General features: G+C 65.2%; 12 protein-coding genes. 7 read left to right on the top strand and 5 right to left on the bottom strand.

Annotation, left to right across the window (positions count from 1 at the left end):
• Positions 1–16 precede the first annotated feature (16 nt).
• Together QW863_RS05745 and QW863_RS05750 are read right to left on the bottom strand one after the other, a co-directional pair.
• Positions 17–850, bottom strand: a complete 834-nt coding sequence (locus QW863_RS05745) for an alpha/beta hydrolase (RefSeq protein WP_315714939.1) — start codon at positions 848–850, stop codon at positions 17–19.
• Between the two features lie 165 nt (positions 851–1,015).
• Positions 1,016–1,795 (bottom strand): SDR family oxidoreductase, encoded by a 780-nt coding sequence (locus QW863_RS05750; RefSeq protein ID WP_315714938.1) that lies wholly within the window; start codon positions 1,793–1,795, stop codon positions 1,016–1,018.
• Between the two features lie 178 nt (positions 1,796–1,973).
• Between QW863_RS05750 and QW863_RS05755 the strand changes: the two genes are divergently transcribed.
• From QW863_RS05755 to QW863_RS05765, 3 genes are read left to right on the top strand one after another with little or no spacing between them, the layout of a single operon-like run.
• Positions 1,974–2,768 (top strand): enoyl-CoA hydratase/isomerase, encoded by a 795-nt coding sequence (locus QW863_RS05755; RefSeq protein WP_315714937.1) that lies wholly within the window; start codon positions 1,974–1,976, stop codon positions 2,766–2,768.
• Positions 2,765–3,754: a phosphotransferase family protein gene (locus QW863_RS05760; RefSeq protein WP_315714936.1), complete on the top strand. Its 990-nt coding sequence runs from the start codon at positions 2,765–2,767 to the stop codon at positions 3,752–3,754. The genes QW863_RS05755 and QW863_RS05760 overlap by 4 nt, the downstream gene beginning before the upstream one ends.
• On the top strand, positions 3,754–4,140 hold the full coding sequence (locus QW863_RS05765) for a DUF6285 domain-containing protein (protein ID WP_315714935.1): 387 nt from the start codon (positions 3,754–3,756) through the stop codon (positions 4,138–4,140). The genes QW863_RS05760 and QW863_RS05765 overlap by 1 nt, the downstream gene beginning before the upstream one ends.
• Positions 4,141–4,387: 247 nt before the next feature.
• On the opposite strand, the gene QW863_RS05770 is transcribed toward QW863_RS05765, so the two are convergent.
• The gene (locus QW863_RS05770) at positions 4,388–5,167 is read right to left on the bottom strand and encodes an enoyl-CoA hydratase-related protein (RefSeq protein WP_315714934.1); all 780 of its coding nucleotides are present in this window, start codon (positions 5,165–5,167) and stop codon (positions 4,388–4,390) included.
• 166 nt (positions 5,168–5,333) lie between these two features.
• Between QW863_RS05770 and QW863_RS05775 the strand changes: the two genes are divergently transcribed.
• Entirely contained in the window at positions 5,334–6,596 is a 1,263-nt protein-coding gene (locus QW863_RS05775; protein WP_315714933.1) for an acyl-CoA dehydrogenase family protein, read from the top strand.
• A 200-nt stretch (positions 6,597–6,796) separates the two neighbouring features.
• On the opposite strand, the gene QW863_RS05780 is transcribed toward QW863_RS05775, so the two are convergent.
• Both QW863_RS05780 and QW863_RS05785 read right to left on the bottom strand, forming a co-directional pair.
• A complete protein-coding gene (locus QW863_RS05780) occupies positions 6,797–8,377 on the bottom strand; it encodes a fatty acid--CoA ligase (RefSeq protein ID WP_315767461.1) in 1,581 nt (526 codons plus the stop codon).
• A gap of 132 nt (positions 8,378–8,509) precedes the next feature.
• On the bottom strand, positions 8,510–9,385 hold the full coding sequence (locus QW863_RS05785) for an SDR family oxidoreductase (protein ID WP_006613814.1): 876 nt from the start codon (positions 9,383–9,385) through the stop codon (positions 8,510–8,512).
• 102 nt (positions 9,386–9,487) lie between these two features.
• Between QW863_RS05785 and QW863_RS05790 the strand changes: the two genes are divergently transcribed.
• The 3 genes from QW863_RS05790 (at position 9,488) to ppc (ending at position 14,941) form a co-directional block, all read left to right on the top strand.
• A complete protein-coding gene (locus QW863_RS05790; RefSeq protein ID WP_315749194.1) occupies positions 9,488–10,297 on the top strand; it encodes a crotonase/enoyl-CoA hydratase family protein in 810 nt (269 codons plus the stop codon).
• A 177-nt stretch (positions 10,298–10,474) separates the two neighbouring features.
• Complete coding sequence (locus tag QW863_RS05795; RefSeq protein ID WP_315767463.1) at positions 10,475–12,019, top strand: acyl-CoA synthetase; 1,545 nt, start codon at positions 10,475–10,477, stop codon at positions 12,017–12,019.
• Between the two features lie 138 nt (positions 12,020–12,157).
• Positions 12,158–14,941, top strand: a complete 2,784-nt coding sequence (gene ppc, locus QW863_RS05800; protein ID WP_315767465.1) for a phosphoenolpyruvate carboxylase — start codon at positions 12,158–12,160, stop codon at positions 14,939–14,941.
• Positions 14,942–15,016: the final 75 nt, after the last annotated feature.

Here is a 15,016-nt window from a genome sequence, read left to right on the forward strand (position 1 = left end):
CTGAGGTGTCGTCAGATCAGGGCAGGGCCGCTGCGCCGTTGGTCACGATCAGATTGTCGGTGTCTGCCGGGGCCAGTTCGCTTGTCGCATCGCCGCCGAGATATTTGTCGAGCGTCGCCTGGATCCGTTCCCGCGCCGTGTAGGGGCCGCGGTCGCTCATCCAGGTGTGCTGGAACTCGGTCTTGATGATGTCGATGCCGCTCTTCTTGTCGACATGCGTTGGCAGAACGCCGGGGTCGGTCTTGAACTGCGGATCATCCGAGCGGAACGACAGGATCTTGAGCTTGTCCCTGATAACGAAAGGAACGCGCAGATTGTCGAGCGTCACCACCTGCGAGACGATGTTCGGATGCTCCTTGGCGAAATACATCGCGGTGTCGCCGCCATTGGAGTGGCCGACCAGGGTCAGGTGATCGTAGTCGGCATTCGGATGACGCTTCTTCATCTCGTTCAGCACGCAGAGGATGTTGGCCTCGCCTTTCCGGTAGACGTCGAGCCGGCCGACATAAGGCATCCCGACCTTGGTGACGAGCGGCGGATCAGTGGGAAGGTCCTGCTGGACGCTGGCGACAAGGTAGCCGCGCGCGGCGAACACGTTCGCGAGGAAGGAGTACTCGGTGTTCTTGACTGTGTTGCCGTTGCTGATGATGGCGACCGGCAGCCGCCACAGCCCGGCATTGGCCTTCATCTCGTAGTCCTTGCGCACGGCGACATCGACATTGATCGACCGCTGCCGCGCGGCATCGAAGAACTCGCGGCTTTCGTGCTGAATGCCCCACTTGGCCATTGCAAAGTAACCGGCCACAGCCAGGGCAGACACACAGGCCAAAACCGTCACACCGCGCTTCATGGTATCCTTCCTTGGACGTCTCTCCGTTATGTGATGGACGACAACGCCCTGGTCACGGGGGTGTGGCAGCCAGGGGCGGATTAAATTTCCGAAATCTTGCAGTGCAGCACGGGAACAACCCGCGTTTGGTGAACCGGCGCACCGGCTCACCTCCACTCCGAGGAGTCAGAAAGCGGTATAGCCGCCGTCGATCACGAGGCAGTCTGCGGTGTGATAGGACGACGCCTTGCTCATGAGGTAGACGGCGATGCCGCCGAAATCCGACGGCTCGCCGAAGCGGCGCACCGGGATACGCGGCATGACATTGGCAACGAACTTCTCGTTTCCCATGATGCCTGCGGTCATGTCGCTCTTGATCCAGCCAGGCAGGATCGCATTCGCGGTGACGCCGTGGCGTGCGAGTTCGACGGCGAGCGCGCGGCACAGCGCATTGATTGCCGCCTTGGTTGCCGCATAGTGCTCGTTCCGCGCGGTGCCGAACAGCGAGGCGAGGCTGGAGGTCGCGACCAGGCGGCCGAACGGATCGCCGGCTTCGGCGCGCGCGGTCATGTGCTTGGCGGCGGCCTGGAAGGCATGGAAGACGCCGTCGAGATTGGTCGCGAACATTGTGCGCCATTCCTCCTCGCTGCGCTCGATGAAGGGCTTGCGGCCGCCGCCGCCGATGCCGGCGTTGGCAAAGCAGCCGTCGACGCGACCGAAGGTGTCCAGTGTCGCCTTCATCGCCGCGTTGACGGAAGCAGGGCTCGTCACGTCGCAGACATGGGTATCGACCCTGCCGGGCCCCGCGGCCATCGACGCCGCAGCCGCCTTGTTCTTCTCGGCGTTGCGGCCCCAGATCGAGACGTTGCAGCCACTGGACGCAAGTGCCTGGGCGATTCCGAGGCCTATGCCTCCATTGCCGCCGGTGACGACGGCCACACGGCCGGTGAGGTCGAACATGCTCATGGGGTTCTCTTGGGCGTTTCCGTGATGATGTGAGCGCGCTGCGCGCCGCTTCGGTTATTGGGATGATCCAACCATGGACAAGCGAAGCGCAAAAATCAAATATGCTGACAGAACCATGCCGCGCTTCAAATTTCCGCGGCGAAGAATGCACTGACCGAAAAGCTCTTGAGAGGAAAACATGCAGTTCAAGCACGTCACGCTCGATTTCGACGGGCCCGTCGCCGTCCTCACGCTCGATCATCAGGAGGTCATGAACGCGGTCTCGATCGACATGCTTGGCGGGCTCGCCGAGGCGCTCGACGAGATCGAGGAGAAGAAGGCCGAGGTGCGCTGCCTGGTCGTAACCGGCGCGGGGCGAGCGTTCTGCACCGGTGCCAATCTGCAGGGCCGCAATGCGCAGGCCAAGCCCGGCCGCAGCAATGCCGGCGCCGCGCTCGAGACCGCCTTTCATCCGTTCCTGCGCCGCTTGCGCAATCTGCATTGCCCGATCGTGACGTCGGTCAACGGCCCGGCCGCCGGTGCTGGCATGAGCTTCGCGCTGATGGGCGACATGATCCTGTGCGCGAAGTCCGCGTATTTCCTGCAAGCCTTCCGCCGCATCGGTCTCGTTCCCGACTGCGGCTCGACCTGGCTGTTGCCGCGCCTCGTCGGCAAGGCGCGCGCGATCGAGCTGTCGCTGCTCGGCGAGAAGCTGCCGGCCGAGACGGCGCTGCAATGGGGCCTCGTCAACCGCGTCTATGACGATGCGGCCCTCAAGGAGGAAACGATGAAGCTCGCGCACGAGCTCGCCAGCGGGCCGACGGTGGCGCTGGCGCAGATCCGCAAGCTTTACTGGGACAGCCCGGAGAACTCGTTCGAGGAGCAGCTCAACGCCGAATTCCAGTCGCAGCGCATCGCGGGCAGCACGTCGGATTTCAAGGAGGGCGTCACCGCGTTCCTCGAAAAGCGCCCGGCCAAGTTCAAGGGCCAATGATCGAGGCCGAGCTGTCGCGCTGCGTCGCCTCGTTCATGCCGGGGGCGACCGGCGTGCGCGGCGCCGCGAAACTCTCCGGCGGCGCCAGCCAGGAGACGTGGCGCTTCGACATCGTCCATCCCGGTGGTGATGTCGGCGCCATCCTGCGCCGCTCGCCGAAGGGCTACGGCGCCGCGCCCGGGCGTGCCGCCGGGCTCGACAACGAGGCGGCGCTGATGCGGCTCGCTTGTGCGGCCGGCGTGCCGTCGCCCGAGGTACTGCACGTGCTACGGCCGGAGGACGATCTCGGCGCCGGTTTCATCATGCGCCGCGTCGAGGGCGAGACCATCGCGCGCAAGATCCTGCGCGATGCCGAATTCGCCGAGGCGCGGCCGCGCCTCGCGCGCCAGCTCGGCGGCATCGCTGCCGGCATCCACGGGATTCGACGCGAGACGCTGCCCGCGTTGCGCGAGATGAACGCGACCAGGGAGATCGCGGAGCTCGCGCGCGAATATCAAAGCTTCGACTGGCCGCGCCCGGTGTTCGATCTCGCGCTGCGCTGGCTGTCGCACAACGATCCCGGCCCCTCGGCGGAGGTGACGCTGGTGCATGGCGATTTCCGCAACGGCAATCTCATCATCGGCCCCGACGGGGTGCGCGCTGTGCTCGACTGGGAGCTCGCCCATCTCGGCGATCCCATGGAGGATCTCGGCTGGATCTGCGTCAACTCCTGGCGCTTCGGCGAGATCGACAAGCCCGTCGGCGGCTTTGGCTCGCGCGAGGAGCTGTACGCGGGCTACGAGGCCGCTGGCCGCACGGTCGATGCCGGCAGGGTGAAGTTCTGGGAGGTCATGGGCACGTTGCGCTGGGGCGTGATGTGTTGCGGCATGATGCAGCGGTTTCGCTTGGGTCCCGACCACTCGATGGAGCGCGCCATGATCGGCCGCCGCGCGTCGGAGACAGAGATCGATCTGCTGCGGCTCTTGGCGCCGCGAGGAGAGGGCTGATGCAGGACGAACCGACGCCGACGGAGCTGGTGAAGGCGGTCGCGGATTTCCTGCGCACCGACATCGCGCCGCAGATTTCGGGACACCAGGCGTTCAAGCTCAGGGTCGGCATCAACGCGCTCGATCTTGTGGTGCGGCAGCTGACGCAGGCCGCACCGGCGGAGGCTGCGGAGCATGCGCGGTTGAGGGAGTTGCTGGGACAGGACGTTGCCTTGCTTGATCTCAACCGCATGCTGGCGGAGCAGATTGCAAGTGGCGCCGTCGATCTCGCGACGCCGGGGCTGAAGGAACACCTCTGGCAGACCACACTCGACAAGCTCGCCGTCGACCAGCCGAACTACGCCTCCTACAAGCGCGAAGCGGGGAGAGGCCAAGATGGCGCCTAATTCTCCGCCGTCATTGCGAGGAGCGTCAGCGACGAAGCAATCCAGATTCTTTCTGCAAAGGCAGTCTGGATTGCTTCGCTTCGCTCGCAATGACGGTGGTGAGAGCGGAGCAGGTCCGTCCACCACCTCAGCTGTCATTCCGGGATGCGCCGCAAGGCGCAGGCCCGGAATCCATACTCCCGATCGTGGTTATCGATCCCGCCCTCACGACTGCGTCGCGCCCCGGCATAACGAGCTCGGTGAGGCTCTATCGACCCAGCCATTTCGGCGGCCGCTTCTCCGAGAACGCCTTCGGTCCCTCAACGTAGTCCTGCGAGTGGATCATCGCCTGCACCGCCGCGTAGTCGCGCTGCTCGGTGATGGCCTGCTCCAGCGACACCGCGAGGCCCTTCTCGATCGCCTGTTTGGAGGCGCGGATCGACATCGGCGAGTTCTTGGCGATGGTGTCGGCCCAACGCTCCGCGGCCGCCAGCGCCTCGCCCTGCGGTACGACCTCGTTGACGAAGCCGAGCTCGTTGCCCTCGCGGGCGCCGACGTGGCGGCCGGTCAGGATCATGCCCATCGCGCGCTTCATGCCGATCTGGCGCGGCAGCCGCTGCAGCCCGCCGGCGAGCGCGGCGAGGCCGACGCGCGGCTCGGGCAACGCGAAGGTCGCATTCTCCGAGGCGATGATCAGGTCGCAGGCCAGCGCGATCTCGAAGCCGCCGCCCATCGCAACGCCGTTGACGGCCGCGATCAGCGGCTTGTCGCAATCGAAGCGCGAGGTCAGTCCGCCGAAGCCGCTTTTGCCCCAGCCGCGCGCGCCGCCGGCCGCCTGCCATTTCAGATCGTTGCCGGCGCAGAATGCCTTGTCGCCCTCGCCGGTGACGATCGCCACCCATTGCTCGGGATCGGCGGCGAAGCCGTCGAACACGCGCTCGAGCTCGTAATGCGCCTCGATGTGCAGGGCGTTGTAGACCTCGGGGCGCGCCAGGGTAACGATCGTGATCGGCCCCTTGCGCGTCACTCTCGAAAACTTCAGCTCCATCGGCCGTTCCTCCTGTTTTCTGATTGGTTGTCGCGCATCAGCTTAGCGCCTGCGCAGGTGTCGCAGTCATCCAAATACGCAACGGCGCTGCGCGCCACAAGCGCGCAACGGGAGGTCGCGCCCATCAGGACCAAGAACAACAACGAAACGCACAGGGAGACACGCCATGGATTTTTCCTTGCCGAAGGAATTGGTCGCCTACCTCGACGAGCTCGATCGCTTCATCGCCGCCGAGATCAAGCCGCTGGAGCAGGCCGACGACAACATCCGCTTCTTCGATCATCGTCGCGAATGGGCGCGCACCGATTTCGAGAATGGCGGCCTGCCGCGGCATGAGTGGGAGCAGCTGCTGCGCAAGGCCAAGGACCGTGCCGACGCGGCCGGCCATCTGCGCTTTGCGATCCCGAAGCGCTACGGCGGCAAGGACGGCTCGAACCTCTGGATGGCGGTGATCCGCGAGCATTTCGCCTCGAAGGGCCTCGGCCTGCACAACGATCTGCAGAACGAGCATTCGATCGTCGGCAATCTGCCGATCGTCACCATGCTCGACCGCTATGGCCGCGACGACCAGAAGGCGATGATCGACGGCTCGATCACCGGCAAGTACCGCATCACGTTCGGTCTCACCGAGCCGCATCACGGCTCGGACGCAACCCACATGGAAACCAAGGCGGAGCCGGCCACTCGCGACAACGTCAAGGGCTGGCTGATCAACGGCGAGAAGATGTGGACCACGGGCATGCACGTCGCCACCCATTGCGCGCTGTTCGCGCGCACCTCGGGCAAGGACGGCGATGCCCGCGGCATCACCTGCTTCCTGGTGCCGGCCAAGAGCGAGGGCGTCAAGGTCGAGGAGTATCTCTGGACCTTCAACATGCCGACCGACCATCCGCGGGTCAGCTTCACCGACGTGTTCGTGCCGGAGGACGCGCTGTTCGGAGAGGTCGGGCGCGGCCTGTCGCTGGCGCAGTGCTTCGTGCACGAGAACCGCATCCGGCAGGCGGCGAGCTCGCTCGGTGCGGCCGTATTCTGCATCAATGAGAGCGTGAACTACGCGCGTGAGCGCAAACCGTTCGGGAAGGCGCTGGCCGAGAACCAGGCGATCCAGTGGCCGCTGGTCGAGCTGGCGACGCAGGCCGAGATGCTGCGGCTGCTGATCCGCAAGACCGCCTGGGAGATGGACCAGCTCACCCAGGCGCAGGTCGAGCACACACTCTCCGACAAGGTCTCGATGTGCAACTACTGGGCTAACCGTCTGTGTTGCGAGGCGGCCGATCGCGCCATCCAGGTTCATGGCGGCATGGGCTATTCGCGCCACAAGCCGTTCGAGCACATCTACCGCCACCACCGCCGCTACCGCATCACCGAAGGCAGCGAGGAGATCCAGATGCGCAAGGTGGCGGGCTTCCTGTTCGGGTATATGGGGTGAACAAGAGGTGAGGCGGTTGTAGTTTGAAGGCGGCCATCGTGAGCGTCAGCCAGCAATCCAGACCTTGTCACTTGGCCCCTGGATTGCTTCGGCGCAAGGGCGCCTCGCAATGACGGCGTGGAAGGAGCGTACCCTCTCTCCACGCCATCGCGAGCGTGGCGAAGCGATCCAGAATGTCTCAGCGAGCACCTCGTTCTTGATCAATTCACCTGCCGATCCTTGCCCGCCCAATACGGGTCGCGCAGATTCCTTCGCAGGATCTTGCCGGACGGGTTGCGCGGCAGGGCGTCGAGGAAGTCGACGCTCTTCGGCGTCTTGAAGCCGGCGATGCGGGTGCGGGTGAAATTGATGATGTCGGTCTCGGTGGCGCGTTTGCCCGACTTCATCACGACGATCGCCTTGACGGCCTCGCCCCATTTGTCGTCGGGAACGCCGATCACCGCGGCCTCGGCGACATCGGGGTGGTCGCAGATCGCGCTCTCGACCTCGGCCGGATAGATGTTCTCGCCGCCGGAGATGATCATGTCCTTGATGCGGTCGTGGATGTAGACGTAGCCGTCCTCGTCCATGTAGCCGGCATCACCCGTGCGCAGCCAGCCGTCCTTGCCGAGCGTGCGTGCGGTCGCCTCCGGCAGGTTCCAGTAGCCGGTCATGTTGGAGCCGGAGCGGGTGGCGATCTCGCCGACCTGCCGCGGCGGCAGCGGGTTGCCCGAGGGATCGATGATCGCGACTTCGACGCCCGGCAGCGGCTTGCCGGCCGAGCGCATCCGCTCCAGCCCTTCGACGTGATCCTCGGGCGGCAGCGCGATGATGGTGCCCGTGGTCTCGGTCATGCCGTACATCTGCACGAAGCCGCATTTGAACACCTCGATGCATTCCTTCAGCAGCGCCGCCGGGATCGGCGAGGCGCCGTAGAGCATGTATTTGAGCCGCGAGAAGTCGACTTGCCGCGCTCGCGGCTGCCGGACCACGAACTGCATCGCGGCGGGTACCATGAACAGCTTGGTGATGCCGGACTGTTCGAAGAAGTCGAGGATCTTCGTGGGATCGAACTCGCGCGCGATCACGCCGCGGGCGCCGTGGTAAAGGCTCATCAGGCCCCAGCCGGAGCCGCCGATGTGGAAGATCGGCATCGCGATCAGCGAGACGTCGTCGGTCGTCCATTTATTCCAGTCCGGCTTCTCCTCGGGATTGCCGGTGTTGACGAGGTTGAGGAAGTTGGCGTGCGACAGCATCGCGCCTTTCGGCTTGCCGGTGGTGCCGGAGGTGTAGAGCTGCAGCGCGATGTCCTGCGGCGTGATCGCCTCGCCGGGATCGTCGGCGCTCTGCGCGTCGCGCCAAGCCGTGTAGTCCTGCCATTCCGGCGCGCCGCCTTCGGTGGTGATGATGTGCCGCACGCTCGGAATCTGGTCGCGGATGTTGCGGATCATCGTGACGAACTCGGGACCGACGAACAGGGCAGGCGCCTTGCAGTCCTCGACGATGAAGGCGACCTCGGGACCGGCGAGGCGCCAGTTCACCGGCGCCATCACGACGTTGGCCTTCATGGCGCCGACCAGCAGCTCGAAATAGATGTCGCTGTTCTTGCCGAAATAGGCGATCCGCTCATGCGGCTTGATGCCGATCGCCTTCAGCGCGTTGGCAACCTGGTTGGTCTTGCGGTCGAATGCGGCGAAGCTGGTGAGGCGGCCTTCGAACTCATAGGCGGTGGCGGAGCCAAGCGCTTCCGCCTGCCTGCGCACGACGTCGACGAGCGTCGACGCTGCCGTCGTGACGGACATGTTTCCCCTCCGATTGCGTCTTGTTCTTTGTTCGATGTCTTGTCGTGGTCCTCGCCCCGGATTGCGCCGGAGCAAGCATCTCTCGATCAGTCTACAGGGAGCAGGTCGCCGATCAACAGGGTGATTGCGCCATCAGCTCGTGCGCGTCGCGCGATCCTTTTCGTTCTGCGCCTTGATCGACTCCTTGGCCTTGGTCCAGTCGTCGTCGCTCCAGTCGCGCAGCTGATAGAAGTTGCCGCCCATCGCCAGCGCCTGGGCGCCGTCCATCGCGATGGTCTCGCCGTTGATCCAGTTGCAGCCGCCGGAGATCAGGAACACCGCGAGGTTCTGCAGCTCCTCCATGGTGCCGACCCGACCCATCGGGTTCATCGCCTTGGTCCGCGCGCCGGCCTCGTCACCGGGCTTGATGCGCTTGCTCATGCCTTCGGTCGGGATTTCGCCCGGTGCGATGGTGTTGAGGCGGATGCCGTAGCGGCCCCATTCAGTCGCGAGCGACATCGTCATGGCGTGGATCGCCGACTTGCTCATCGCCGAGGGCACCACGTAAGGCGAGCCGTTGCGCACCCAGGTTACCGTGATCGAGACGACGTTGCCCGGCTGCTTCGCGGCGATCCAGCGCTTGCCGACGGCGTGCGTCACGTAGAACGTGCCGTGCATCACGATGTTGGCGACGGCATCGAAGCCGCGCGGGCTCAATTCCTCGGTGCGGGAAATGAAGTTGCCGGCCGCGTTGTTGATGAGATCGGTGAGACCGCCTTCCTGGAAGATGGCCTCGATCATTTCCTCCACCGCCATGGCATTGCGGATGTCGACGCCGTGGCTGGTCACACGGCCGCCGTAGAGGTCCATGAGTTCGGTCGCGGTCTCGTCGCAGACGATTTTCCGCCGGCCGCAAATATGCACTTCGGCGCCGAGTTGCAGGAAGCGTGCAGCCATCGCTTTGCCAAGGCCCGTGCCGCCGCCGGTCACCAGGATGCGTCGACCTTCGAGGAGATTGTCCTTGAACATGGGAGTTTCCGCCTGACATGTTGTGAGTTAATTGGTCGATTGACTAAATCGCTCCGACAGCCTTCTGTAAAGTCACAAAGACATCCGTAGGGAGACCGCTCGATGGACAACCGCCTCGCGATCGAGATCAAGGACGGCGTCGCCGACGTTCGCCTGGTTCGCGCCGACAAGATGAATGCGTTGGACATGGAGATGTTCGAGGCGCTGGTCGCGGCGACCGACCGGCTATCGAAGGAGAAGGGTCTGCGGGCGGTGGTGCTGTCCGGAGAGGGCCGCGCCTTCTGCGCTGGCCTCGACATGGGCCGCTTCGCGGCGATGAAGGATTCCGGCGGCAACGGCATACCCGGCGGCGAGAAGCGCGACCTCACCATTCGCACCCACGGCAAGGCCAACTTCGCGCAGCAGGCGGTATGGGGCTGGCGGCAGTTGCCGGTGCCGGTGATTGCTGCAGTGCATGGCGTCGCCTATGGCGGCGGCTTCCAGCTCGCACTCGGCGCCGACATGCGCTACGTCGCGCCGGACACCAAGATGTCGATCATGGAGATCAAGTGGGGTCTGGTGCCCGACATGGCGGGCACGCCGATCCTGGCCACCCTGATGCGCGACGACATCCTGCGCGAGTTGACCTACACGGGCCGGGTGTTCTCGCCGGAGGAAGGCCAGTCCTACGGCCTCGTCACCCGCATCTGCGCCGATCCGCGCGCGGCTGCGCTGGAGACCGCGCGTGAGATTGCCGGCAAGAATCCGGATGCGATCCGCGCCGCCAAGCGGATGCTGAACAATCTCTCGGTCGATCCGGGGCCGGCGCTGCTCGCCGAATCGGTCGAGCAGCAGAAGCTGATCGGCAGCCCGAACCAGCTCGAATCGGTGCGCGCCAACATCGAGAAGCGCGCGCCGAAGTTTGCGGACTGAGTCCGTCATTCCGGGATGCCCCGAAGGAGCAGGCCCGGAATCTCGAGATTCTCCGGTGCGCAACTGCGCACCTGAGTTCGATGCTCCGCGCAAAACGGCTCCGCCGTTTTGTCGCGGCGCATCGCCCCGGATTGATGGCGGAAACTCAAACCGACGCCAGATCGGATAACAAAGAAAATGGAAACGTCCTCCCTGTTCTGCGGCATCATCTCCGGCGAGCGCCGGCGCAGCCACGCCGAAATCGCCGACCGCGCCGCGCGGATCGCCAGCGGCCTCGCGCAGCTCGGCGTACGCCAGGGCGATTGCGTCTGCATGCTGATGCGCAACGACATCGCCTTCATCGAGGCGGCCTATGGCGCGATGCGGCTGGGCGCCTATGGCGTGCCGGTGAACTGGCACTTCAAGCCGGAGGAGATCGACTACATCCTCAAGGACTCCGCGACCAAGGTGCTGATCGGTCACGCCGATCTGCTGCATCAGCTTCGCGGCCTGATTCCACCCGGAGGCACCGTGCTCAGCGTGCCGACGCCGCCGGAGATCCTGTCCAACTACAAGATCGGCGCGGATCTGCTCGCAACACCGGAGTTCGCGACCGACCTGGAAAGCTGGCTGACACAGCAGAGCCCGTACGAGGGGCCGCAGGTGCCGCAGCCGCAGAACATGATCTACACCTCCGGCACGACCGGTCATCCCAAGGGCGTCCGCCGCAATGCGCCGACGGTGGAGCAGGCCGCCTCGGCCGAGCGCATGCGCGCGTTGATCTACGGGCTGAAGCCGAACGCGCGCGCGCTGCTGCCGGGGCCGCTGTATCATTCGGCGCCGAACGCCTTCGGCCTGCGGGCGGGCCGGCTCGGCGGCGCGCTGGTGCTGATGCCGCGCTTCGAGCCGGAGGCGTTTCTCGACGTCATCCAGACAGAGCGGATCGATACCATCTTCATGGTGCCGACCATGTTCATCCGGCTGATGAAGCTGCCGGAGGAGGTTCGCCGCCGCTACGACGTATCGTCGCTGCGCCATGTCATTCACGCTGCCGCGCCGTGCCCGGCCGACGTCAAGCGCGCGATGATCGACTGGTGGGGGCCGGTCATCTACGAGTTCTACGGCTCGACCGAATCGGGTGCCGTGACCTTCGCGACCTCCGAGGACGCGCTGCGCAAGCCCGGCACCGTCGGCAAGGTCTCGCCGGGCGCGGAGCTGCGCTTTCTCGGCGAGGACGGTCGCATCCTGCCGCAGGGCGAGATCGGCGAGATCTATTCGCGCATCGCGGGCAATCCGGATTTCACCTATCACAACAAGCCGGAGAAGCGTGCCGAAATCGACCGCGACGGCTTCATCACCTCGGGCGATGTCGGCTACATCGATGCCGAGGGCTACGTCTTCCTGTGCGACCGCAAGCGCGACATGGTGATCTCTGGCGGCGTAAACATCTATCCCGCCGAGATCGAGGCCGTGCTGCATGCCGTGCCCGGCGTGCATGATTGCGCCGTGTTCGGCATCCCCGATGCCGAGTTCGGAGAAGCCCTGATGGCCGTGGTCGAGCCGCAGCCGGGCATGACGCTTGACATTGGGGAGATGAGGGCCCGGCTGAGAGCGTCGCTGGCCGATTACAAGGTGCCCAAGCACATCGAGATCCACGAGAAGCTGCCGCGCGAGGATTCCGGCAAGATCTTCAAGCGGCGGCTGCGCGATCCCCATTGGGAGCAGGCGGGGCGGAAGATATGAGGATGGGCCCGCACCTGGCGGCGAAAGGAGACGAGACCGACATTGAATAGGGCAGGCGACGCCTCTTTCTTGATCTTGCGCTGCGGTATAGATACGGCAGACTGACCCGTAAATGGGCAGCTGCTGGAGAGCGCATCCATGTCGCCGCAAGCCATGACAGAGGAAATCCGTCCCAACCGCGCCGCCGAGGCGCAGGCCATGGAGGAGGACGCGCGGCTCCGGGACGATATCCGGCTGCTCGGCCGCATCCTCGGCGACACCGTCCGCGACCAGGAAGGCGCCGAATTGTTCGACCTCGTCGAGCGCATCCGCCAGACCTCGGTGCGCTTCCACCGCGACGAGGACCGCCAGGCGCGGCGCGAGCTGGAGCAGATCCTCGACGGCATGACGACGGCTGAGACGGTCCGCATCGTCCGCGCCTTCAGCTATTTCTCGCACCTCGCCAACATTGCCGAGGACCAGAACAACATCCGACGCATGCGTGCCAAGAGCGACTCCAATGGCGGGGCCGGCATGCTGGCGGCAACGCTCGCTCACGCCAAATCCGCCGGGTTCGAGGCTTCCGATCTGCGCAAGTTCTTCTCGACGGCGCTGGTCAGCCCGGTCCTGACCGCGCACCCGACCGAGGTGCGGCGCAAGAGCACGATGGATCGCGAGATGGAGATCGCGATGCTGCTCGACCGCCGCGAGCGGATGCAGTTGACGCCGGATGAGCGCGAGGCCAATGACGAGGCGCTGCGCCGCGCCGTGCTGACCTTGTGGCAGACCAACCTGCTGCGCCGGACCAAGCTGACGGTGCTCGACGAGGTCACCAACGGGCTGTCGTTCTACGACTACACGTTTCTGCGTGAGGTGCCGCGGCTGCTGTGCTCGCTCGAGGATCGGCTCAATGACGGAGCGGAGGTGGCGGGCGATCTCGCCTCGTTCCTGCGCATGGGGAGCTGGATCGGCGGCGACCGCGACGGCAATCCGTTCGTCACCGCCGAGGTGATGCGCGGGACGCTCAAGCTGCAATCCAGCCTGGCGCTGCACTACTATCTCGAGGAACTGCATCTGCTCGGCAGCGAGCTGTCCATCGCCGCGCATCTCGCCGATGTCTCCGAGGAGCTGCGTGCGCTGGCCGAGCGCTCGCCGGACACGTCGCCGCATCGTCGCGGCGAGCCATATCGTCTGGCGGTGTCCGGCATCTATGCGCGCTTGGCGGCGACGGCGAAGAAGCTCGGTATCCAGATCAGCCGCCTTCCCGTGGCGGCGGTGGCGCCTTACGACAGCGTCAAGCAGATGCAGGATGATCTCGACGTGCTGCATCACTCGCTGATCGCCAACAATGCCGAGGTGATCGCCCGCGGGCGGCTGCGGCTGCTGCGGCGTGCCGTGGATTGCTTCGGCTTCCATCTGGCCAGGCTCGACATCCGCCAGAATTCGGCCGTGCACGAGCGCACCGTCGCCGAGCTGATCGACACCGCGATGCCCGGCATGTCCTACATGGCGCTGAGCGAGGATGCCAGGGTCGGCCTGCTTGTCAGCGAGCTGCGCAATGCGCGGCCGCTGGTGTCGCAATTCGTCAAGTACAGCGACGAGACCGTCGGCGAGCTCGCGCTGTTCCGCGCCGCCGCCGAGGCGCACGCGACGTTCGGCGCCGACGTGATTCCCCAGTGCATCATCTCGATGTGCAAGGGCATGTCGGACATGCTCGAGGTGGCATTGCTGCTCAAGGAGGTCGGCCTGATCGACCCTTCGGGCCGCTGCGCCGTCAACATCGTGCCGCTGTTCGAGACGATCGAGGACCTGCAGGCGTCCAGCGGCATCATGGACCGTATGCTGGCGCTGCACGATTACCGCCGCCTGGTCGACAGCCGCGGCGCCGTGCAGGAGGTCATGCTCGGCTATTCCGACAGCAACAAGGACGGCGGTTTCGTCACCTCGGGCTGGGAGCTCTACAAGGCGGAGATCGGCCTCGTCGATATCTTCGAGCGCCACGGCATCCGGCTCAGGCTGTTCCACGGCCGCGGCGGATCGGTCGGCCGCGGCGGCGGACCGAGCTACGACGCCATCATCGCCCAGCCCGGCGGCGCGGTGAACGGCCAGATCCGCATCACCGAGCAGGGCGAGATCATCTCCAGCAAATATTCCAACGCCGAGGTCGGACGTAACAATCTGGAAATTCTCGCCGCCGCGACGCTCGAGGCCAGCCTGCTGCATCCGCGGCAGCCGGCGCCGAAGCGCGAATATCTCACCGCGATGGACCGGCTCTCGGAGCTCGCGTTCAAGGCCTATCGCGGCCTGGTCTACGAGACCGACGGCTTCGTCGACTATTTCTGGGCCTCGACCGTCATCAACGAGATCGCGACCTTGAACATCGGCAGCCGCCCGGCCTCGCGCAAGAAAACCCGCGCGATCGAGGACCTGCGTGCGATCCCCTGGGTGTTCTCCTGGGCGCAGTGCCGGCTGATGCTGCCGGGCTGGTACGGCTTCGGCAGCGCGGTCGAGACCTGGATCGCGGAAAATCCGGAGCAGGGCATGCCGTTCCTGCGCGAACTTTATCAGGAATGGCCGTTCTTCCGCATGCTGCTGTCGAACATGGACATGGTGCTCGCCAAGAGCTCGATCGCCATAGCCTCGCGCTATGCCGAGCTGGTTCCGGACGAGGCCCTGCGCGAAAAGATCTTCGGCCGCATCCGGCGCGAATGGAATCTGGTGATCGAGACGCTGCTCGACATCACGGGGCAGGAGCGGCTGCTGCAGGGCAACCCGCTGCTGGAGCGCTCGGTGCGCAACCGCTTTCCCTATCTCGATCCGCTCAACCACGTGCAGGTCGAACTGCTCAAGGAGCATCGCGCGCAGAACCCGGACGAGCAGGTGCTGCGCGGGATTCAACTGACGATCAACGGCATCTCGGCGGGGTTGAGAAATACCGGATGAGGGCGAATAGGGAGTTGCGAATAGCGAATAGGGGGTAGATCTCGCTACTCGCTACTCGCTACTCGCTACTCGCTA

Source organism: Bradyrhizobium sp. SZCCHNR1017 (assembly GCF_032381375.1).
In the GTDB taxonomy this organism is placed as follows: domain Bacteria; phylum Pseudomonadota; class Alphaproteobacteria; order Rhizobiales; family Xanthobacteraceae; genus Bradyrhizobium.